The 19,139-nt window shown below is 69.3% G+C and carries 19 protein-coding genes and 2 pseudogenes; 12 read left to right on the forward strand and 9 right to left on the reverse strand.

Annotated elements, in window-relative coordinates:
• Positions 1–3: 3 nt before the first annotated feature.
• Positions 4–318 (reverse strand): annotated as a pseudogene (locus CHB73_RS17335) (zinc-ribbon domain-containing protein); the annotation flags it as partial.
• Between CHB73_RS17335 and CHB73_RS17155 the strand changes: the two are divergent.
• The gene (locus CHB73_RS17155; protein WP_235641561.1) at positions 245–433 is read left to right on the forward strand and encodes a hypothetical protein; all 189 of its coding nucleotides are present in this window, start codon (positions 245–247) and stop codon (positions 431–433) included. The pseudogene CHB73_RS17335 and the gene CHB73_RS17155 overlap by 74 nt on opposite strands.
• An 80-nt stretch (positions 434–513) precedes the next feature.
• On the opposite strand, the pseudogene CHB73_RS17340 reads toward CHB73_RS17155, so the two are convergent.
• Both CHB73_RS17340 and CHB73_RS08430 read right to left on the reverse strand, forming a co-directional pair.
• Positions 514–678, reverse strand: a pseudogene (locus tag CHB73_RS17340) (zinc-ribbon domain-containing protein); the annotation flags it as partial.
• A gap of 36 nt (positions 679–714) precedes the next feature.
• The gene (locus tag CHB73_RS08430) at positions 715–1,227 is read right to left on the reverse strand and encodes an OmpA family protein (RefSeq protein WP_089274055.1); all 513 of its coding nucleotides are present in this window, start codon (positions 1,225–1,227) and stop codon (positions 715–717) included.
• 419 nt (positions 1,228–1,646) lie between these two features.
• Between CHB73_RS08430 and mobB the strand changes: the two genes are divergently transcribed.
• The 4 genes from mobB (at position 1,647) to CHB73_RS08450 (ending at position 5,629) form a co-directional block, all read left to right on the forward strand.
• A complete protein-coding gene (mobB, locus tag CHB73_RS08435) occupies positions 1,647–2,348 on the forward strand; it encodes a molybdopterin-guanine dinucleotide biosynthesis protein B (protein WP_089274057.1) in 702 nt (233 codons plus the stop codon).
• Positions 2,341–3,627 carry a molybdopterin molybdotransferase MoeA gene (locus CHB73_RS08440; protein WP_235641562.1) on the forward strand — a complete coding sequence of 429 codons (1,287 nt, stop codon included), beginning with the start codon at positions 2,341–2,343 and terminating at the stop codon, positions 3,625–3,627. The genes mobB and CHB73_RS08440 overlap by 8 nt, the downstream gene beginning before the upstream one ends.
• Before the next feature lie 158 nt (positions 3,628–3,785).
• Entirely contained in the window at positions 3,786–4,643 is an 858-nt protein-coding gene (gene panB / locus CHB73_RS08445) for a 3-methyl-2-oxobutanoate hydroxymethyltransferase (protein ID WP_089274059.1), read from the forward strand.
• A gap of 8 nt (positions 4,644–4,651) precedes the next feature.
• The gene (locus CHB73_RS08450) at positions 4,652–5,629 is read left to right on the forward strand and encodes a hypothetical protein (protein WP_089274061.1); all 978 of its coding nucleotides are present in this window, start codon (positions 4,652–4,654) and stop codon (positions 5,627–5,629) included.
• A gap of 24 nt (positions 5,630–5,653) precedes the next feature.
• Here the strand turns inward: CHB73_RS08450 and CHB73_RS08455 are convergent, their stop codons facing one another.
• Positions 5,654–6,223 (reverse strand): manganese efflux pump MntP, encoded by a 570-nt coding sequence (locus tag CHB73_RS08455; RefSeq protein ID WP_089274063.1) that lies wholly within the window; start codon positions 6,221–6,223, stop codon positions 5,654–5,656.
• 617 nt (positions 6,224–6,840) lie between these two features.
• On the opposite strand from CHB73_RS08455, the gene CHB73_RS16775 reads away from it, so the two are divergent.
• The 4 genes from CHB73_RS16775 (at position 6,841) to CHB73_RS08475 (ending at position 9,991) form a co-directional block, all read left to right on the forward strand.
• Positions 6,841–7,071 carry a hypothetical protein gene (locus CHB73_RS16775; RefSeq protein WP_179216967.1) on the forward strand — a complete coding sequence of 77 codons (231 nt, stop codon included), beginning with the start codon at positions 6,841–6,843 and terminating at the stop codon, positions 7,069–7,071.
• 133 nt (positions 7,072–7,204) lie between these two features.
• Positions 7,205–7,687, forward strand: coding sequence for a hypothetical protein (locus CHB73_RS08465; protein WP_089274067.1), 483 nt, complete (start codon positions 7,205–7,207; stop codon positions 7,685–7,687).
• 142 nt (positions 7,688–7,829) lie between these two features.
• The gene (locus CHB73_RS08470; RefSeq protein WP_143337343.1) at positions 7,830–9,173 is read left to right on the forward strand and encodes an alpha/beta fold hydrolase family protein; all 1,344 of its coding nucleotides are present in this window, start codon (positions 7,830–7,832) and stop codon (positions 9,171–9,173) included.
• Complete coding sequence (locus CHB73_RS08475) at positions 9,170–9,991, forward strand: MlaA family lipoprotein (RefSeq protein WP_089274071.1); 822 nt, start codon at positions 9,170–9,172, stop codon at positions 9,989–9,991. Before CHB73_RS08470 ends, CHB73_RS08475 begins: the two co-directional genes overlap by 4 nt.
• Here the strand turns inward: CHB73_RS08475 and CHB73_RS08480 are convergent.
• Positions 9,988–11,061, reverse strand: a complete 1,074-nt coding sequence (locus CHB73_RS08480; protein ID WP_089274073.1) for a hypothetical protein — start codon at positions 11,059–11,061, stop codon at positions 9,988–9,990. The genes CHB73_RS08475 and CHB73_RS08480 overlap by 4 nt on opposite strands.
• Before the next feature lie 149 nt (positions 11,062–11,210).
• On the opposite strand from CHB73_RS08480, the gene CHB73_RS08485 reads away from it, so the two are divergent.
• Complete coding sequence (locus CHB73_RS08485) at positions 11,211–12,227, forward strand: PEGA domain-containing protein (RefSeq protein WP_179216968.1); 1,017 nt, start codon at positions 11,211–11,213, stop codon at positions 12,225–12,227.
• 21 nt (positions 12,228–12,248) lie between these two features.
• Here the strand turns inward: CHB73_RS08485 and CHB73_RS08490 are convergent, their stop codons facing one another.
• Positions 12,249–13,313: a methyltransferase gene (locus CHB73_RS08490; protein WP_089274077.1), complete on the reverse strand. Its 1,065-nt coding sequence runs from the start codon at positions 13,311–13,313 to the stop codon at positions 12,249–12,251.
• 183 nt (positions 13,314–13,496) lie between these two features.
• Here CHB73_RS08490 and CHB73_RS08495 point away from each other — a divergent pair, with 183 nt between their 5' ends.
• Both CHB73_RS08495 and CHB73_RS08500 read left to right on the forward strand, forming a co-directional pair.
• On the forward strand, positions 13,497–15,422 hold the full coding sequence (locus CHB73_RS08495) for a methyl-accepting chemotaxis protein (RefSeq protein ID WP_089274079.1): 1,926 nt from the start codon (positions 13,497–13,499) through the stop codon (positions 15,420–15,422).
• 143 nt (positions 15,423–15,565) lie between these two features.
• Positions 15,566–16,510, forward strand: coding sequence for a class I SAM-dependent methyltransferase (locus CHB73_RS08500; RefSeq protein WP_089274081.1), 945 nt, complete (start codon positions 15,566–15,568; stop codon positions 16,508–16,510).
• Between the two features lie 86 nt (positions 16,511–16,596).
• On the opposite strand, the gene argB is transcribed toward CHB73_RS08500, so the two are convergent.
• From argB to CHB73_RS08510, 3 genes are all read right to left on the reverse strand, one after another.
• Entirely contained in the window at positions 16,597–17,448 is an 852-nt protein-coding gene (argB, locus tag CHB73_RS08505; protein WP_407656609.1) for an acetylglutamate kinase, read from the reverse strand.
• 219 nt (positions 17,449–17,667) lie between these two features.
• Positions 17,668–17,817, reverse strand: coding sequence for a hypothetical protein (locus tag CHB73_RS16780; RefSeq protein WP_179216969.1), 150 nt, complete (start codon positions 17,815–17,817; stop codon positions 17,668–17,670).
• 231 nt (positions 17,818–18,048) lie between these two features.
• Positions 18,049–19,011, reverse strand: coding sequence for a magnesium transporter CorA family protein (locus CHB73_RS08510; protein ID WP_179216970.1), 963 nt, complete (start codon positions 19,009–19,011; stop codon positions 18,049–18,051).
• Between the last annotated feature and the right edge of the window lie 128 nt (positions 19,012–19,139).

The following is a 19,139-nucleotide window of genomic DNA, read 5'->3' on the forward strand; positions in this document are numbered from 1 at the left end:
GGGCGCTCCGCAGGCCTTGCAGAAGCGCGCGCCCGGCTGGACCTCTTTGCCGCAACCGGGGCAGGGGTTCAGGGCCTGGGGCGCTGGCTGGGGCGTCGGCTCTGGCGCGGGCGTCGGCTCTAGCTGGGGCATCGGCTCTGACTGGGGCGTCGGAGCCGGTTCCGCCTGAGGCTGGGGCTGGACCTCCGGTTCCGGCCCCGGGGCGACGGGGGGTGGCGTCTCTACAGTTTCCGCCGCCGGGGCCATGGGCGCTCCGCAGGCCTTGCAGAAGCGCGCGCCCGGCTGGACCTCCTTGCCGCAACCGGGGCAGGGGTTCACGGCCTGGGGCTCTGGCTGGGGCGTCGGCTCTGGCTGGGGCATCGGCTCTGGCTGGGGCATCGGCTCTGACTGGGGCATCGGCTCTGACTGGGGCGTCGGAGCCGGTTCCGCCTGAGGCTGGGGCTGGACTTCCGGTTCCGGCGTCGGGGTGACGGGGGGTGGCGTCTCTACCGTTTCCGCCGCCGGGGCCATGGGCGCTCCGCAGGCCTTGCAGAAGCGCGCGCCCGGCTGGACCTCTTTGCCGCAACCGGGGCAGGGGTTCACGGCCTGGGGCTCTGGCGCGGGTGCCGGGGCGCCGCAGTGGCGGCAGAACTTCATGTGCGGTGCGAGGGGCTGTCCACAGTTCGAGCAGGTCGACATGGCGCGTCCTTGTCCGGCTTTGGTGCGGCCGTGCGGTTAGTTGAAAAGGCCTCGGAGAAAGGCGTCGAATCCGTTCCGCTTGATGTTCTCTTCCTTCTCGCCGAGCAGGATGATCTCCGTGCGGCGGTTGAGCTGGCGTCCGGCCTCGGTGTCGTTCACGGCCACGGGGCGCGTCATGCCGAAGCCGCTGGCCTTGATGCGGCCCTTGTCCACGCCGCGCTCAATGAGCTCCTCCATGACGGTGAGCGCCCGCAGCTCGGAGAGCGCCTGGTTCATCTCCGCCTTGCCGACGTTGTCGGTGTGGCCTTCGATGACGACGCTGCTTTTGCTCTTGGTGTTCAGGATGGTGGCGACCTGGTCGAGGAAGGGCTTTGCCGTGGGCTTGATGTCGGCTTTGCCGGTGTCGAAGAGGATTCTGTCGCTGGACTGGATGACCACACCGCGATCGGTTTGGGTCATGCTGATGTCGTTTTGTGCGTTCTTGCCCGTGGTGGCGCAGGCGCACAGCAGAAGCGGCATGGCGAGCAGCAGGATGCGAAGTGGCGGCATTGCGGGTACCTCCTGATGCCGTGGCGGATGGTGTGGAAACAGGGCGTCGCCGGAGGCGGAGCGCGGCGCGCATCGGGTGCGCACACGGCGGCTACGGCACAGCCGCGTTCCCGAATATAAGTATTTTTTGGGGAAGGCAAGACTGTATGCGCGAATGGAACGGAGAATGCGCGAGACGGTCCACGCGTCCACGCCCAGGCGGCAAGCAGCGCTGGCGCCGATTGGCGCACTGTTGACCCCAGTGGCGTTTGTGGCCTATTTTCCTGTCTTGCGCCCCATGCCGCGCACGGCCCCGGCCACCAGGCCGGACAATGCCCTGTCTGTGTCGCCCTGCGTCCGCGTTGGGGCTGGCAAAGGGCGTTTCGGTGTCCGCCGTCCCCACGGCCTAGCCACGGAACGTTTCAACACAAGGAGCGCCCATGCGTGCCATCGCCGTCGTCGGCTTCAAGAAGTCCGGCAAGACCACCCTGGCCATGGAGCTGGCCGAGGCCCTCAGAAAGCAGGGCCTGAGCGTCACCCTGGTCAAGCATTCGCACCACGGCTTTGACGAGAAGGCCGACACGGACACTGCGCGTTTCCGCCAGCGGGCGGACATGGTGGTGGGGTTTTCGCCCGGCGGCAGCTTCGTCTCCTGGCCGAAGGAGCGGTCCCTGACCGAGCTCATGCCGCTCATCACCACCGATTTTGTGGTCATGGAGGGCGGCAAGACGCTGGGGGTCATGCCGCGCATCATCATCGCGGGCGATGAGGCCACGGCGGCGGAACTGGACCCGGAACTGGCGCTGGCCGCCTACGGCGATCAGGCGTTGGACGAGCTTATGGCCACGCGCGACGTGGCGGGCCTGGCGCGCATTGCGGTCAAGGCGGGCTTCCTGCTGCCCGGGCTGGACTGCGGGGGCTGCGGCCGCGAGAACTGCCGGGGCCTGGCCGTGGACATCGTGGCCGGAACGGCCACCGTGGCCGACTGCAAGGCCATGAACGCCAGCATCCGCATCACCGTGGGCGGGCAGCCCATGCCGTTGAACCCCTTTGTGGCGGGCATCTTCCGTAGCGGCATTCTGGGGATGCTCTCGGAACTCAAAGGCTTCACCTCCGGCACGGTGGATATCCGCATTGCGTGACGCCGCAGCCAAGCCACTGGACGCACACGGTTTTCTTGATGTGGTGAGCCGGGCCGAGGCCCTGGCGCTGCTTGTTGGATTTGCCGTGCTGCCAGCAGAGCGCGTGCCCTTGGGCCAAGCCCTGGGCCGCGCGCTGGCCGCGGAACTGCCCGCGCCGGAAGACCTGCCCCAAAGCGCCCGCGCCAGCATGGACGGCTACGCCCTGGCCGCGCGCGACGCGTTCGGCGCCACCGAAACCAATCCGGCTTACCTGGACTGCGTGGCCGATCTGCGCATCGACTGGCGCGCGGACGACGGCCAGGTGCGCCTGGGCCCCGGCCAATGCGCGCGCATCCCCACCGGCGGCAGCCTGCCGGAAGGGGCCGACGCGGTGGTCATGGTGGAGCACACCGGCCTTCTGGACGCGGCGGGCGACGCGGGCACCGTGGAGGTGCGCAAGAGCGCGGCTCCGGGCGAGAACATCATGCTTCCCGGCGAGGACGTGCGCCGGGGCGAGGCCGCCCTGCCCGCCGGGCGCGTGCTGCGCGCCCAGGACGTGGGCCTGCTGGCCGCCCTTGGCATCGTGCAGGTCCTGGTGGGAGGGCGGCCGCGCGTGGGCATTCTTTCCACGGGCGACGAACTGACGCCCGTAAGCCACACCCCGCGCCCCGGCCAGATACGCGATGTGAACAGCCACGCCCTGGCCTGCCTCGCCGCAGAGGCCGGGGCGATCCCCGCGCCCCTGGGCATCGTGCCCGACGACCTGCCCCGCCTCACCTCCGCCCTGGCCGAGGGGGTGCGATCCTGCGACGTGGTCCTTATGTCCGGCGGCAGCTCGCTGGGTGCGCGCGACCATACCGTGGCCGCCATTCTGGCCCAGCCGGACGCGCGCATCCTGGCCCACGGCGTGGCCATCAGCCCGGGCAAGCCCACCATCATCGCCAGCGTGGAAGGCAAGGCGGTCATCGGCCTGCCTGGCCAGGTCACCTCGGCCCAGGTGGTCCACGCCATGCTGGTGAAGCCTTTGCTGCGCAGCCTGGCGGGCGCGGCCAAGGCCCTTTCCCTGGACCCGCCGCCCTTTGTGGCCGAGCTGGCGCGCAACGTGGCCGGGCGGCCCGGCCGCGAGGACTTCGTGCGCGTGTGTCTGGAGGCCCGGCCCGGCCTGCCGCCCCTGGCGCATCCTGTGCTGGGCAAGAGCGGGCTCTTGAAGACCCTGCTCGCCGCGGACGGCCTTTTGGCCGTGCCCGCCGAGGCCGAGGGCCTGTACAAGGGCGCGCTGGCCCCGGTCTGGACGTTGTAGCGGCGCGGTCTCCCCGGCTTTCCGCCCGATCCCTTGTGCAAAAAGGCGCGCTGCTTGACGCCGCGGCGCGGCGGGTTCTAATGAGCGCCACGGCCCGGCCCGCACGCGGACGTTCTTCCGTCGGAAGGCGGCCAGGCCAAGCAGCAAGGAGAATTCTCATGCCCTCGAAGCAGCGCACCGCGCCGGACATCCTCGCCATGAAGGGCGGCGGCAGGATCGCCATGCTCACCGCCTACGACTTTCCCACCGCCCGCCTGGCCGACGAGGCCGGGGCCGACGCCATCCTTGTGGGCGACAGCCTGGGCATGGTGTGCCTGGGCCTGCCCGACACCCTGGGCGTGACCATGGACCACATGCTGCACCACACCGCCGCAGTGGTCCGGGGCGTTGCGCGCGCCCTTGTGGTGGCCGACATGCCGTTTCTTTCCTACCACACCGGGGTCGGCGAGGCCGTGGCCAACGCCGGGCGCTTTCTGCAGCAGGCCGGAGCCCGCGCGGTGAAGCTGGAGGGCGGGGCGGAGTTCGTGCCGCACATTCAGGCCATGCTGGCCGCAGGCATCCCGGTCATGGGGCACATCGGCCTCACCCCGCAGCAGGTGGCGCGTTTCGGCGGGTTCAAGGCGCAAGGCAAGACCGCGCGCGCGGCCAAGGCCCTGCTGGCCGACGCCCGCGCCCTGGCCCAGGCGGGCTGCTTCGCCCTGGTGCTGGAGGCCGTGCCCGCCGAAGTGGCCGAGCGCATCACGGCGGAGATTCCCATCCCGACCATCGGCATCGGGGCCGGGCCGCGCTGCGACGGCCAGGTGCTGGTGTTCCACGACGTGCTGGGCCTGTGCCCCGGTCTGCGGCCCAGTTTCGTCAAGCAGTACACAGATCTGTGGACGCCCGCGCGCGAGGCGCTTGCCGCCTATTGCCGCGAGGTGCGCGAGGGCGCGTTTCCGGCCGAGGCCAACACCCGCCGCATGGCCCCGGACGAGCTGGACGCCTTCCAGGCTGACGACGGGACCGGCCAAGCCTAGCCGCGCGCATGTCCGTCGCCGCCCCGGAAGCCCTCACCGCCGCCGTCCTGTGGCACGGCTTGGCCCTGCCCCTTGCGCGTCTGCTCGTGTCCGTCAGCGTGGGGCTGTTCGTCGGCACGCTCATCGAGGCCCTGCACTGGACGCGGGCCGTGGCCAAGGTGGCGCAGCCGCTGGTGCGCCTGGGGCGGCTCAAGGACGTGGCCGGGGCCAGCTTTTCCCTGGCCTTCTTCTCGGGCGCGGCGGCCAACGCCATGCTGGCCGAGGCCCACGACAAGGGCGAGATGTCCCGGCGCGAGGTGGTGCTGGCCAACCTCTTCAACAGCCTGCCCACCTACTTTCTGCACCTGCCCACGCTGTTCTTCATCGCCGCGCCCTTCATCGGCCGGGCCGCCGTGCTCTACGTCAGCCTCACCGTGGCCGCGGCCCTCTTGCGCACGCTCGGCATCGTGGTCCTGGGCCGCCTGACCCTGCCGCCCCTGCCCGAGGGCTGCGTGGTCTGCCGCCTGGCCGACGACCCCAAATGGGACTGGCGCGCGGCCCTGGGCAAGACCTGGCGGCGCTTCACCAAGCGGCTGCCGCGCATGGTCTTCTACACCGTGCCCATCTATGTGGCCTTTTTCTTCCTCAAGCGCTGGGGGGCCTTCGACGCCCTGGAGGGCTGGATGGCCGAACATGTGGCCTTCCTGGCCTGGCTGCCCCCGCAGGCCATGAGCATCGTGGTGTTCCACATGGCCGCGGAGACCACTGCGGGCTATGCCGCTGCCGGGGCGCTGGTGCAGACCGGCGGGCTCACCGTGAAGGAGCTGGTGCTGGCCCTGCTCGTGGGGAACATCCTGTCCTCGCCGGTGCGCGCCGTGCGGCACCAGTTTCCGTACTACGCGGGCATTTTCAAGCCCGCCCTGGCCTTGCACCTCATTGTGAGCAACCAGACCCTGCGCGCCGCGAGCATCGCCCTGGTGACCCTGGCCTACGCCCTGTGGGGCTAGGGCGCGGCCGGAGCCGACGGCGGTTCACGCGGGGAGCGCCCCGTGCTCCCAGAGTATCCGCAGGCCGATGAGGATGAGCACCGCGCCGCCCAGGACTTCCGCGTACGTGCCGAGGCGCTTGGCCTTTACGGCCGTCTTGCCCAAGTGCAGGCCGCCCGCGGTGAAGAGCATGGCGGTGAGGCCGATGACCAGGGCGGGCGTCCACACGGACACGCCGAGCACGGACAGGCTGAGGCCCACGGCCAGGGCGTCCACGCTGGTGGCGATGGACAACATGACCAGGGTCGCGCCGCGCGTGGGGTCTCCGCGCGCCGCGTCCTCCTCCCCGAAGGCCTCGCGGATCATCTTGGCCCCGATGTAGCCCAGCAGCGCGAAGGCGATCCAGTGGTCGTAGGCCTCTATGTGGTGGCGCACCGCGCCGCCCAGCAGCCAGCCCGCCACGGGCATGAGGGCCTGGAACAGCCCGAAATGCCAGGCCAGGCGGAAGGTTTGCCGGGCCGTGACCTGGCGCGTGGCCGCACCCGTGGCTATGGCCACGGCGAAGGCGTCCATGGCCAAGGCCACGGCCAGGGTGAGCAGTTCGGTGTTGTCCATCGTGTTCCCTTTCTCTGGCGTTTTGGCGTGGCGCCGCGCACCGCGCATGGCGCGGCCCAGCTTCCCATGGCCGTGAAAAAACTTCGCATTCGAGCGTCCCCAGATTCTAGCGTCTCCTGGTTGGCGGGGATACCCGAAACCGGACGATTGATGCCCCAAAGTCGGAACCGCGGCCGCGCAGCCGGAATTCGCGCCGTGCCAGGCCACGCAGGCTGCTTGCGTCCGGCCCGGGATGCCTGCGCGGGGAAAGGGGGCAATCCTTGCGCCCGTGTGCGCAATCTTTGCCCTGGCGCAGTGACGGCCGCGCAGTGCGTTGTTGAAGAGGCGAATGATAACAGGATGTTCGTGTTGGCACGGCCTGTGCTTTTAGGGAGACTGAGAGGCTCAGCCGCAGTCCTGCGATCCGCCGACCACGGGCTTGACAATGGCGGACGCAACAGGGACAAGCATAGGCAAGCTGACAAGGAGCGCGCCCATGGTCCTCTTCGGTGTGCAAGGGCCTGTCCCCGCCGCCGCGAAACGTCGCCCGCCGTTGTCGCATGGGGAGTATCCCCGAGGATGACGCGGCCGTCTCTGGAATGGAAACGACCTTCAACCCCGCAAAGGAGAATCGCGCCATGCTGAAGAAACTCGCCACCGCCGCCCTGGTCCTCGCCCTGGCTGTCCCCGCCTTCGCCGACAGCGCCAAGGTCCCGGCCTCCGAGCCCATTCCGACCACCGCCCGTCCGGTGTCCACTCCGGCGGCCAAGAAGGTCGAGAAGAAGGCCGACAAGGCCGAAAAGAAGGCCGTGAAGGCCGAGCAGAAGGCCGAGAAGAAGGCCGACAAGGCCGAAAAGAAGGCCGAGTAGTCCACATTCCCCTGTCTCCCTCCCTCGGCGGCGCGGCCTTTTGCAGCATGGGCCGCGCCGCCTGTTCGCATCCTGTTGCCTGTACGGGCGTTCTGTGGCATCACACCGCAAACGTTTCGCAAAGGACGCGGCCATGCCCAATCCCCTGCTTGTCAGGCTCACCGGACGCAACGCCATCAACATTGTCAATGTCCTGCTCATCCTTCTTCTCGTCCACGGCGTGTGGGTCGTTGCCACCAACTTCGCCCGCGTGCACGAGCTCATGAACGAAATGGAAGAGCTCCTGGAGGGCATGGGCACCATCCTGGTGGCCCTGGGCGTGGCCCTGGAGGAACGCGAGACCCTGCTGAAGTTCCTCGGCGTGTACCCGCAGGGCCTCACCCCCCTGCAGGAGGCCGTGGACCATCACTGCCACGGCTACGGGCTGTTGCTGCTGTTGTTGGGCCTGTTCGTGGAGGTGGCGGTGTATGTCATCCGTATGCCCAACCTGGACACCATCGACTTCGATCCCCTGCTTATCGCCGCGGGGGCGGTCTTGAGCGCCCTTGGAGCCCTCGCATTGGCACGGCTTGCCTGGCTTTTGTGGCGCCTGCGCGAGACGCGGGCAGCCGCCTGAACAGCCTTGGTTTCCGAGGAACGTCCCGGCGGCGGATCGTGCCGGATTCTTCCCTTATGTTTCCGCGCAACACGCCGATGAGCGTGAGAAGCGGGAAGTGGTCCCGAGGCCATGAACTTTCAGACGCCGAGGAGGGCGGGTGGTGCAGCAGCCTGTCCTGACAGAATCCCGCACCGGGCGGTGCGGCCGGGGCTTTGGAGCCGCCTGCGCGCTTTTGGCGCTGCTGGTCGTGGCGGCGTTTGCCCCGGCGGCCTTGGCCTCTCCGGCGGATGCCGCGGGCATTCCCCCGTACCCCTTCGGCAACCGCTACAAGGCCACGGTGTTCGGCACCCCGCCGGATGTCCGCCACAAGATTCCCGGCGCGGACGGCCTTTCGCCAGAGACCCGCTCCATCAGGATTTCCGGGCGGCGCGTGCCGGAGCTGTTCTGGTACTGCGAATCCGTGGAGTACTCCGTGCTGGCGCAGAAGGGCGAGGCCCCGCTGGTGTTCGTCATAGCGGGAACCGGCGGCCGCTTCAACTCCACCAAGGTCCGCTATCTCCAGCAGCTTTTCCACCAGGCCGGGTACCACGCCGTGGGCCTGTCCTCGCCCACGCACTTCAACAGCATCGTCAGCCTGTCGCGGCACGGTATCTCCGGCTACGTGCCCTTTGACGTGGACGACCTGTACACCCTCATGGGCTGGGTGAAGCAGGACGTGGAAAAGCGGCTCAAGGTGCGCGGCTACGCCGTGGCGGGCTACAGCCTGGGCGGCCTGCACGCGGCCTTCCTGGCCAGGAAGGACGCCCGGGACAAGGTTTTCGGTTTTCAGAAGGTGCTGGCCATCAACCCGGCCGTGGACCTCTACAACTCCGCGCTGGTGTTCGACTCCTGGCTCAAGTCCGAAGCCCCCTCCGCAGGTGGGCCGGAACAGGCCGTGACCAAGTTCATCGACCGCTTTTCCGAGTTCTACCGCACCAACCACATCGGGCGGCTGGACTCCGAGGTGCTGTACCGCTTCTTCGACACCCTGGACGCCAGCGACGAGGAATTGAAGCAGATCATCGCCGTGGGCTTCCGCATCACCGCGTCCTCCATGGTGTTCACCTCCGACGTGTGCCTGGGCGCGGGCTACGTGACGCCCAGGGACCGCGCCATCGCCACCAGCGAGCCCTTGCTCCCGTATTTCCAGGCCGCCAGCCGCGTGAGCTTCGAGCAGTATTTCGAGGAGTTCCTGCTGCCCTATCTGCGCCACCGCGACCCCGCCATGACCAAGGAGAAGGCCCTGGCCGACTGCACCCTTGTGGGCATGGCCCGGTTCCTGCGGGAAAGCCCCAACATCTATGTGGTGGGCAACGAGGACGATCCCATCTTGAACGAGCGCGAGCTGGCCTACCTGAAGGACACCTTCGGCCCGCGCGCCTTTTTCTTCCCGCGCGGCGGACACTGCGGCAACATGCAGTACGCTGGGTTCGCCCAAAAGCTGCTGGAGGTCATGAAGCCGTGAGCAGGGCGGGCAGCATCCATTCCGCAGCCGCCCTGGGGCGCCTTGTGGCCCTGGCGGCCCTAAGCCTGTTGTTGGCCGCCTGTGCGGCCACGCGCCGCGATCCGGAACGCACCCTGCCGGACACGGGTTTTCGCACGGCCGTCTCGCGCCAGATGGACCCGGAGGAGGCCCGTCGCCTGGGCGAGCAGTCCATGCTCTACGTCTACGACCCGGCCGAGAAGGCCAACCGGCTCGTGTACAACTTCAACGCCCGCTTCGACCGCGCCGTGCTGCTGCCCGTGGTTGCGGCCTATGAGGGGGCCTTTCCCGCGCCTGTGCGCAAAGGCGTGTCCAACTTCATCAGCAATTTGAACGAAATGCCGCGCCTGGCCAACTGCGGCCTGCAGGGCGATTTGAACAAGGTCAACGCCACCCTGGTGCGCTTCATGGCCAACACCACCTTTGGCCTGGGCGGCCTGTTCGACGTGGCCACGGACATGGGCATCGACAAGGAGGACGAGGACTTCGGCCAGACCCTGAAGGTCTGGGGCGTGCCGGACGGCGCGTACATCGTGCTGCCGTTCTACGGGCCCTCCAACGCGCGCGACACCGTGGGCACGGCCGGGGACATGGTCTTTTCCTACTACCAGATGGAATATCTCTACGACCTGGCCGGGTTCTCGGACCACGCCCTGGCCGGCTACGTCAACACCGCCGTGCGGGCCGTGAACACCCGCGCCGGGGTGCCCTTCCGCTACTACAGCACGGACACCCCCTTCGAGTACGACATCCTGCGCTTCGCCTACACCAAGGCGCGCATTCTGCAGGCCCTGGACTAGCCTCCCGGTTCGCCGACAGGTCCGGCGACAGGCCCGGCCAGCAGGCGCAGCAACGCTTCCGCGTCCTCAGCGCCGCCCAAGTCGAGATGCTGGACCCGGCCCGCAATCCCGTCTCCGTCCGCCCCGTCTTCTTTCGGCAGCCCGCCCACGGTGAGCCGCGCCGCGCGCGCGCACAACGCCAGTTCCGCCCGCAGGCTTGGCGCGTGCAGATGCCCTTGCCGCAGGCCCTGCGCGGCCAGCACCTCGAAGCTGGCGCGCTCGCGCGCCTCGTCCTGGGCCTCGGCCCGGCGCAGCAGACCGTCCAGAACCGCCGCACGTTCGGCCAGGGCCTGGCGCGGCTCGAACGCCTCCCCGGCCAGGTCAAGGAAGCCCAGCATCCAGGCGGCCAACGCCGGAAGCTCGTCCTCCGGCTCGGCGCGTTCCAAGAGCGTGGCCATGAGGAATTCCCGGCAGGGCGTCCAGTTGAGCCGCCCGTGTCGCAGCAGGGCCCCCAGTTGGTCCGCCTGCGCCCGCTCCCGCCCGGCCAGGGCCCGCAGCAGCGTGGCCGGGGCCGTGGCCCAGGGCCGCAGCCGCCGCACGAAGTCCGCCACGCATCCGGCCAGGGCCTCGCCCAGGGGCAGGGGGGCCAGCGGCTGTTTGCCGGGGAGGACTTCGGGCAGCAGCAGCAGGACGGGCAGGGGGGTTTTCGCATCGGGCAGGCAGCGCGCGGCCAGCCTGTCGGCCAGGGCGCTCGCGGTCGCCTGGTCCAGCCGTGCCCTGGCCAGGGCTGGCTCCAGCTCTTGCCGGGTTTCTTCGCCTGGGGAAAAGGCCAGGGCCAAAAGCGGCGCGTGCTCGGCGCTGTCCGGGTCCGCCGCCAGCAGGGCGAAGGCGCGCGCGGGGTCGTCCACGCCAAGGGTGCGCAGGATGCACTCCAGGCTTTGGGCGTCCAGGGGCAGACCCTGTGCGAGACGCTCGGCCAGGGCGTGCTCAAGGGCAGGGACGGCGCAGGCCGCTTCGTCCGTCCGGGGGGCGGTGTCGCCGGGCGCGGCCTGCGGCCCTGGCGGCGCGGCATCATGGCGGTGTGGGGGCATGGCCTTCTCCATAGCTTTCGCGATACCCCGGCCGGGGCGGCTAGGCAAGGCTTCGCCCTGGCGCGCGGCAGGGATTCGTGCTATGCCCCGCGCAAAGAACCGTAGCGTGCGGGCCTGCGCGCCCCCGGCCACAAGGAGTCGCCATGATCATGAGTTTGAAACGCCTCGCCCCCCTCGCCTGCCTGGCCGCCCTGTTGAGCGGCTGCGCGCCCACCGTGCTCACCCAGCCCGTGCCCGTGTCCACCGACCCGCCGGGAGCCAGCGTGACCGTGGACGGCAAGCCCGGCTGCACCTCGCCCTGCCAGCTGGCCCTCACCCGCAACCAGGACCACATCGTCAGCGTCGCCAAGGAGGGCTACCGCCAGCAGGATGTGATCATCAAACGCCAGTACCAGAGCAACAAGGTGCTCCTGAACGCCATCAACCAGGGCGCGCAGTCGGCCCAGTTCTTCAAGGACGGCTGGATGGGCCTGAACCAGGGCGTCATGTCCATGAACAGCCAGGAGGAGACCGGCGAGGCCTACGTGCTCTCGCCCTCCACCCTGAGCCTGCGCCTGGTGCCCGTGGCGGGCTTTGCCCGGCGCACCGGCCCGGACGAGCTGGCCCAGGCCGCGCAGGCCGCGGCTTCCGGCCTTTCGCCCCTGGACATCATGGACCAGGGCGACCAGCAGATGCTGGAGAACGCGCTGGAGACCAGCAAAAGCGGCGAAGTGAAGGTGTGGCGGAACGCCCAGAGCGGCGCGTCCTTCTCCGTGTCCCCGGAGGCGGCCCAGGAGCAAAGCGGGCAGGTGCTGCGCTGGTTCGCCCTGGGGGCCAAACAGAACGGCGTAAGCGCCAGCGGCCGCTACCCGGCGCATCGCGTGGGGCGCGGGGAATGGGTGGTGGGCCTGCCCCCGGCCCAGGCCGCGACCGGTGCGGACACTGGCATGGACAAGGGCGCGCAAGACCTCTCCCGGCGCGAGACCCTCCGCGTCCTGGGCCAGGCCCCGCTGCCGGAGGCCAAGAAGAGCTGGGATCTGGGCTCGTCGAGCTCCACCAAGACCAGCACCAGCTCCACCCCTGGCGGCTCCACCACCACCACCACGACCACCAAGACCTCGGCCAAGGCCAGCGTGGGCTTCAACCCCGCGGGCTTGGTCAACGTGCTCGACGCCCTGCAGCAGTAGTCCCGGCGGTGGGGGCGGGCCTTACGGCCTGGCCCCCGCCACCACGCCTGCGTGATTGGGGCCGCTTGTCCCCAGCCGCGCCACCGGGGCAAGCCCGGCCGCGTGCAGCATGTCCTCGATCATGGCCGCGGAATACGCCTGGCCGCCCTCCGTGCCCAGCAGCATGTTCAGGGAGAACAGGGCCGGGAACTCCGGGCCGTCCAGGCTGTCGTTCAGCAGAAACTCCTGCACCATGAGCACCCCGCCGGGGTTCAGCGTCTCGGCCGCCTTGCGCACGATGCGCGCGGCCATGTCCGGCGCTTCACCGTGCAGGATGTGCGACAGCCAGGCCGCGTCGAAGCCCTGGGGCAGACGGTCCTGGGTGTAGTCGCCGGGGATGAAGGCCAGTCGCCGCCCATCGCCCTCCACGCCGTATCCCAGCCCGAAGCGCTCTGCCGTGGCCTCGGCGAAGGGGTGCGTGGCGGGCAGGTCGAACACCGTGGCGAAGAGTTCCGGGTGCGCCAGGCAGAAGTGGATGGAGTAGGTGCCGGGGCCGCCGCCCAGGTCGAGCAGACGCTTCTTGCCCGCCAGGCCGGGCAGGCCCGCGGCCTTGAGCCGGGCGTCCAGCTCCGGGGCCAGCCGCGGGGCGATGGCCATGGCCATGTTGAACATGCCCAGCAGAAAATCCTCCCGGTCGGCCTCGGCCCATTGGGGGCCGCCGCGCACGGATCTGCCCGTGCGCACCGCCTGCGCCATGTCGCCGAAGGATTTCACCAGGTTTCTGTGGTGCCGGATGATGTGCCCCTGGTAGCCCGGCGCGCCGCGCACCAGATAGGCCCTGGAGGTTTCCGTAAGTGCGAAGGCCTTGCCCGAGCGCGCCAGCAGGCCCAGGGCGCACATGGCCGTGAGCAGCATGTCCAGGGCGCGGGCGTCGCAGTCCAGCTGTCGGCCCAGCTCCCGTGCGGTGGCCGGACCGGCGGCCAGCGGGGTGAACAGGTCCAGGGTCACGGCGGCGTGCAGGGCGCAGGATTTCCAGTACGCGGCGGACATGGCCAAAAGCGGGCCGGGCGTGGTCTCGGGGCGGGATGGACCGGAGAGGCGTTGCATGGGGGGCCTCCTTCCGAGGGGTTTGGCGTGACGATAGCGCCCTGCGCCGGTTGGCGCAAGGCCGACGTTGTCGCCAAAACGTCACCTTCCGGTTACGGCCGCAGCACCAATGCTCCGGCCCGGCGCGGTAGGGCGGGGCCAAGGGCCGCCAGGCCCGAAACCCTCCAAGCAGGAGCATCCCCCATGCGCAACATCCCGGTTTGGGGCAAGGTGGCCCTCGGGCTCGCCGTCTCGGCCCTCATCACCCTTGTCGTGGCCGCCGTGGGCAGCCTGGGCATAACCCACACCGGCGACGCCCTTTCCGAGACCGTGTCCCGGCACATGCCCGCCCAGGCGCACCTTGCGGCCCTGCGCACCGCGCTTACCGCCATCCAGCGCGCCGAGCGCACCCTGCTCATCCCGGAGACCATGGAGAACCCGGCCCTGCTGGAGCAGCAGCGGACCGGCCTGGCCAAGAGCTGGGCCGATGCCGGGCAGGCCATGGCCGCCTTCGAGGCCTTGCCCTCCGCCAGCGCGCTTGCCGCCCCCGCCGCGGCGGACAACGCCACCGCTCCGGCGGATGCCCCCGCGACCGCCACTCCCGTCCAGCAGGCGGGCGATACGGCCGCTGGCCCGGCTTCCGGTTCGGGCGACCCGCTTTGGACGGCGTTCAAGGAGGCCTGGGAAGAGTGGGGCGGCAGGCACCACAAGGTGTTGGAGCTGCTGGAGAACGATATGCGCTTCGGGGCCATGGCCCTGTCCATGCGCGAAGCCCGCGCCTCACTGGAGCGCGTGGAGGCGGCCCTGAACGCCCTGGAACTGCGCGAACGCGAGCAGGCCCAGGCCTTCGCGGCCAAGGCCCTGCCCCAGGCGCAGCACGAGCGCCTGGCCCTCATGGGCGCGGCCCTGCTGGCCGTGTTGAGCTCGCTTGGCTTCGGGGCCTATGTCACCAGCGACATCAATCGCCCCCTCAAGAAGACTCTGGCCTTTGCCCAGCGCGTGGCCCAGGGCGACCTTTCGGCCGAGCTGGCCGTGAACCGGCGCGACGAGCTGGGCAAGATGGCCTTTGCCCTGCGCGCCATGGTCGCGGAGCTGCAGAAGGAGATCGCCCTGGCCGACGAGCGCGGCCAGGAGGCGGCCAGCGAGGCCGAGCGCGCGCGTTTGGCCGTGGAGGAGGCCAGGGAGGCTGGCCTGCGTGCCGAACTGTCGCGCCGGGAGGGGATGCGCCAGGCGGCCGGAAGCGTTTCCGAGGCCGTGGACCGGCTGGCGGCCTCGTCCCAGCAGCTTTCCGCGCAGGTGGAGCAGTCCTCGCACGGGGCGGGCGAGCAGTCGCGGCTTGCGGACGAGTCCGCCGCCTCCGTGGAGCGGCTGCTGGCGGGCGTGGCCGAGGCCGGGGCCGGGGCGTCGCGCGCGGCCGATACGGCCGAGACCGCCCGTGACATGGCCGGGCAGGGGGCCAAGGCCGTGGGCCAGGTGGCCCGGGTGGTGGCCGCCGTGCAGGACCGCGCCGAAGCCCTGCGCCACAGCATGGACGCCCTGCGCGCCAAGAGCGAGGACATCGGCCGCATCATCACCGTCATCGACGACATCGCCGACCAGACCAACCTGCTGGCGCTGAACGCCGCCATCGAGGCCGCGCGCGCGGGCGACGCCGGGCGCGGTTTCGCCGTGGTGGCAGACGAGGTGCGCAAGCTGGCGGAAAAGACCCAGGCCGCCACCCGGCAGGTGGGCGAGGCCGTGCGCGGCATCCAGGGCGAAACCAGAGCCAGCCTGGAGCAGGTGGACCAGGCCGGAAGCGCCGTGGCCGAGGCCACGAGCCAGGCCGACGCTTCGGCCCGCACCCTGGAGGACATCGTGGCCCTGTCCGAGCGCACCTCGCGGGAGATACGCGCCATGGCCGAGGCCAGCGGCCAGCAGGAGCAGGCCGGGCGCGAGGTGGGCGAGGGCGTTGGGCACATGCGCGCCATCAGTTCCCAGACCAGCAGGGCCATGGAGGAGTCCGCCCGCGCCGTGGCCGAGCTGGCGCGGCTGGCCAGGGGACTTGGAGAGGTGGTGGAGCGGATCCGCGCCGATGCGGACGACGCTGGGCCTGGTGACGGGATTCTGGCGGGCTCCATGCTGGCGGCCTAAATGCGCATTGGCGTAACAGGCTGTATTTAGGCGGCCTTTCTTGTTTGCTAGACTGTACGCATTGCTGGCACTTCCCTTGCACGTTTAGCGCTGAGCCACGGCCTTCCGGCCGGTGCCGCATCGCCAACCACAGGGGGGAGCACATGGAAGACATCGCCCAGGTCCGGGCCAAGCGCGCCCGCATCGACGCCATTGTTGACGCCCGCCTGCGGGCGGGGAACTTCCGGCACGAGGTGGCCGGATTCGTGCCGCGCGGGGCGAAGAACATTTTGGACTACGGTTTCGGCGACGGCTCGTTGCTGTTGTGGCTGCGCCGCGAGAAGCACTGCACCGGCCTCTATGGCGTGGAGGTGGACCCTGGCGCCATACAGGCGGTGGACGGGCTGTACGACAGGACTTGGCTTGTCGACCTGAACCGCGAGGACGCGCACCTGGGGCCGGAATACGAGGGTTTCTTCAGCCACATCCTTATGCCCATGTCGCTGGAGCACACCTACGACCCTTGGTTCGTGCTCAAGAAGATGAACCGCTATCTGGCCCCGGGCGGCAGCATCATTGTGGAAGTGCCCAACGCCCAGTCCTGGGAATGCGCCTACCGCCTGCTCACCGGCGATTTCCCGTATGTTTCCGGCGGCACCTGGGATTTCTCGCACATCCGCTGGTACACCCTGAAGAGCCTGGCCGACCTGGGCCATGTATGCGGGTTCCGGCTCACCAGCTACGATCTGCTCTTCCCCGGACAGGTGGATCTGGAGGCCGTGCGCGCACGGGAATCCATCACCAGCCTGGAACTGCCGCCAAGGGAGCTGCAAAGCTCCTGCCCGCGCATCCGGCTGGAGTTTCCCGTGGACATCAAGGAGGTGTATCCGCTGCTGCTGGCCCATGTGCTTATCGCGCGGCTTGAGAAGGTCCGCGAGCCCGAGGACCACGAGCCAACTGCCAGGCAAGGCTATCTGGAGTCCTACCGGGTGAGCTTCCGCAACCCTGCGGAGGGGGTGTCCGGGCTCATTCCCCACCCCATATGCCCGCCCCTGGCGGAGGCCGTGCGCGGCAAGGCCCAGGATCTGCTGGCGCGCGGCGTGTCGTAGGCCGCTGTCTGATTTTCCGGTGCAAAAAAGCGGGCGGCCTCTCCACGCCGGAGGGGCCGCCCGCTTGATTGTTCTTGGCCCGCGCGTCAGCGGGTGATCTCGGTGCCGATGCCGCAGGCGGTGAAGAGCTCCAGCAGCACGCAGTTCTCCACGCGGCCGTCGATGATGTTGGCCTTCTCCACCCCGGCCATGATGGCCTCCAGCACGCAGTGCAGCTTGGGGATCATGCCGCCCACCACCACCCCGTCCTCTATGGCCTGGAAGGCTTGGGTGCTGGTCATGGTCGCAATGAGCTTCTTGTCGCGGTCCAGCACGCCGGGCACGTCGGTCAAGAGGTGCAGGCGCTTGGCCCGCATGGCCCCGGCCACGGCTCCGGCCACGGAATCGGCGTTGATGTTGTAGGTGCGGCCCTCGTCGTCCACGCCCACGGGCGCGATGACCGGGATGATGCCCGAGCCCATGAGCGAGGTGAGCACCCCGGTCTCGATGGCCGTGACTTCGCCCACCATGCCCAGGTCGATGATCTCGGGCGGGGCGGATTCGCGGCTGACGGCCAATTCCTTCTTTTCCGCGCGGATGAGCATTCCGTCCTTGCCGGACAGGCCCACGGCGCGTCCGCCCGCAAGGTTGATGAGATTCACGATCTCTTTGTTCACCTTGCCCACCAGCACCATCTCCACCACGTCCATGGTGGCGTCGTCGGTGACGCGCAGGCCCTGGCGAAAATGGCTTTCGATGTTCAGGGCCTTGAGCATTTTGCCGATCTGCGGGCCGCCGCCATGCACGATGATGGGGTTGACCCCCACGTACTTGAGCAGCACCACGCTGCGGGCGAAGCTCTGTTTGAGCGTCTCGTCGATCATGGCGTTGCCGCCGTACTTGATGACCACGGTCCGCCCGGCGAATTCGCGGATGTAGGGCAGCATCTCGATGATCATGCGGGCGCGCTCGGCATCGCGCGAGATGTCGCGCTCCGGGCAGGCCGCGGCGGCAAACGCGGCCTTGGATTCGTCGGGCTGGGTCATGGAGCACCTCCGGCGGGCGAATGCGCGGAAAGGAGGCGTTTTCCAGGCCTTCCGCGTGTGGCGGACAATGGCCCCAAGGGGCGCGGCTGTCAAGAATCGGCGTGGGCGGGCCGCGCTGCGGCCAGGGGAGGGTTATCCCGCCAGCGGGCGGTAGATGGCGCGCTCGTAGCCGCGGCACAGGCTGCGGGCCAGCGCGCTGGAAAGGCCCAGGCCGCACAGGCGGCAGTACACGTGCAGCGGGTTCAGTCGGTGGGTGATGGCTTCGCGGATGCGGCGGCTCATGGTTTTCGCTCCTGCTTGCACGCCTTATCGGCGCATAAGCCAGGGCGCATTACTCCGGCTTGTCCGTGTTTGGCAAGACAATGGACTACGTATATTGGGCGCGCAGGGCCTGTTTACCGGAATGTCGAGTTGGCGCGCACGGTTGGCCCGTGTTTACGCCAGCCGGTCGGCGTGTTCCCGTCCGCCGTCGCTTTGGCCTGATCCCCGGTTGCCTGGACGCGAAAGATCCGTTTAGAGCAGTCGGCTGCGTTTCAGGAGGAGCACGATGGCCGTGGTCACGGCGGCCGTGCCGCCGGCCACAAAGGCGAAGGCGCTCTCATGCCCTTGCAGGGGCAGGTCCACGTTCATGCCGTACATGCTGGTGATGAGGGTGGGAATCATGAGCACCACGGTGATGGAGGTGAGCACCTTCATGATGTGGTTGACGCTGTTGGAGATGATGGAGGAGTAGACCCCGGAGATGGAGCCCAGGACCTCGTTGAAGATCTTGCACATGTAGATGCCCTGCCGGATGTCCGTGAGGGCGTCGTCCAGCACGTCGGCCTCGTCCTCGGTGAAGGCCAGCCTGCCCGCGGCGCCCACGGCCAGCCCCTTGCGCTCCAGCCGGTCGATGATGAAGTCGTTGGTCTTGAGGGCCGAGTGGAAGTAGGTGACGCTTTTCTGCAGGGACAGAAGCACCATGAGGTCGTCGTTGGAGCGCGAGCGGGCCAGGTCCTGCTCCACCTCCTGGATGCGCGCGCTGATGTCCTTCAGATAGAGCATGAACAGCATGGCCGCGCCCTTGATGAGCGCGCAGATGAGCTGCTCGGGCCTTACGGCGGCGTCTTTGGCGCGGATGCGCTCCAGGATGTCGGCCAGGGGCGCGTCGTGGCGGCAGCGGATGGTGACCAGCGCCCGGCGCGAGAGCACCACGCCCACGGGCATGGTGGAATGGCGCGGGCTCGCCTGGTCGTGATCCTCGCGGTCCGGTCCGCCGCGTGTCTCGATGAAGGGCGCGCGCAGGATGAGCAGGGTGGCCTCGTCGTCCACCTCGATGCGCGGGCATTCGTGCTGGTCCAAGGCGTGCTCAATGAGCCGGGCGTCCACCCCGGCCAGCTGCGCGGCGCGGGCCAGTTCGTCCGGCCCCGGCTCGCAGAGGTCGATCCACAGGGCTTGATGCCCGCAGCCGGGATGCTTTTCGTGGATGTGCAGCATGGGCGTCTCTCCGGAAATGGCGGTGGGTGCACGGCCCGGCGCAATGCGGGCAGGGCAAGTCCTAGCGCGGCGCGGGCGCGCCCGCGCGGCGGTTGGGTGACGATTGCGTGACGGCGCGCACGGGCGGC

The sequence above is a fragment of the Humidesulfovibrio mexicanus genome (assembly GCF_900188225.1).
Classification (GTDB): Bacteria; Desulfobacterota; Desulfovibrionia; order Desulfovibrionales; family Desulfovibrionaceae; genus Humidesulfovibrio; species Humidesulfovibrio mexicanus.

What these genes read in the sequence shown, in the direction of transcription:
- CHB73_RS08490 (WP_089274077.1), bottom strand. Translation starts at nt 13,313, where the DNA reads ATGCAACGCCTCTCCGGTCCATCCCGCCCCGAGACCACGCCCGGCCCG.
- CHB73_RS08485 (WP_179216968.1), top strand. Translation starts at nt 11,211, where the DNA reads ATGAGTTTGAAACGCCTCGCCCCCCTCGCCTGCCTGGCCGCCCTGTTG.
- mobB (WP_089274057.1), top strand. Translation starts at nt 1,647, where the DNA reads ATGCGTGCCATCGCCGTCGTCGGCTTCAAGAAGTCCGGCAAGACCACC.
- CHB73_RS08480 (WP_089274073.1), bottom strand. Translation starts at nt 11,061, where the DNA reads ATGCCCCCACACCGCCATGATGCCGCGCCGCCAGGGCCGCAGGCCGCG.
- CHB73_RS16775 (WP_179216967.1), top strand. Translation starts at nt 6,841, where the DNA reads ATGCTGAAGAAACTCGCCACCGCCGCCCTGGTCCTCGCCCTGGCTGTC.
- CHB73_RS16780 (WP_179216969.1), bottom strand. Translation starts at nt 17,817, where the DNA reads ATGAGCCGCCGCATCCGCGAAGCCATCACCCACCGACTGAACCCGCTG.
- CHB73_RS08495 (WP_089274079.1), top strand. Translation starts at nt 13,497, where the DNA reads ATGCGCAACATCCCGGTTTGGGGCAAGGTGGCCCTCGGGCTCGCCGTC.
- CHB73_RS08455 (WP_089274063.1), bottom strand. Translation starts at nt 6,223, where the DNA reads ATGGACAACACCGAACTGCTCACCCTGGCCGTGGCCTTGGCCATGGAC.
- CHB73_RS08500 (WP_089274081.1), top strand. Translation starts at nt 15,566, where the DNA reads ATGGAAGACATCGCCCAGGTCCGGGCCAAGCGCGCCCGCATCGACGCC.
- CHB73_RS08450 (WP_089274061.1), top strand. Translation starts at nt 4,652, where the DNA reads ATGTCCGTCGCCGCCCCGGAAGCCCTCACCGCCGCCGTCCTGTGGCAC.
- CHB73_RS08465 (WP_089274067.1), top strand. Translation starts at nt 7,205, where the DNA reads ATGCCCAATCCCCTGCTTGTCAGGCTCACCGGACGCAACGCCATCAAC.
- argB (WP_407656609.1), bottom strand. Translation starts at nt 17,448, where the DNA reads ATGATCATCGAGATGCTGCCCTACATCCGCGAATTCGCCGGGCGGACC.
- CHB73_RS08510 (WP_179216970.1), bottom strand. Translation starts at nt 19,011, where the DNA reads ATGCTGCACATCCACGAAAAGCATCCCGGCTGCGGGCATCAAGCCCTG.
- CHB73_RS17155 (WP_235641561.1), top strand. Translation starts at nt 245, where the DNA reads ATGGGCGCTCCGCAGGCCTTGCAGAAGCGCGCGCCCGGCTGGACCTCC.
- panB (WP_089274059.1), top strand. Translation starts at nt 3,786, where the DNA reads ATGCCCTCGAAGCAGCGCACCGCGCCGGACATCCTCGCCATGAAGGGC.
- CHB73_RS08430 (WP_089274055.1), bottom strand. Translation starts at nt 1,227, where the DNA reads ATGCCGCCACTTCGCATCCTGCTGCTCGCCATGCCGCTTCTGCTGTGC.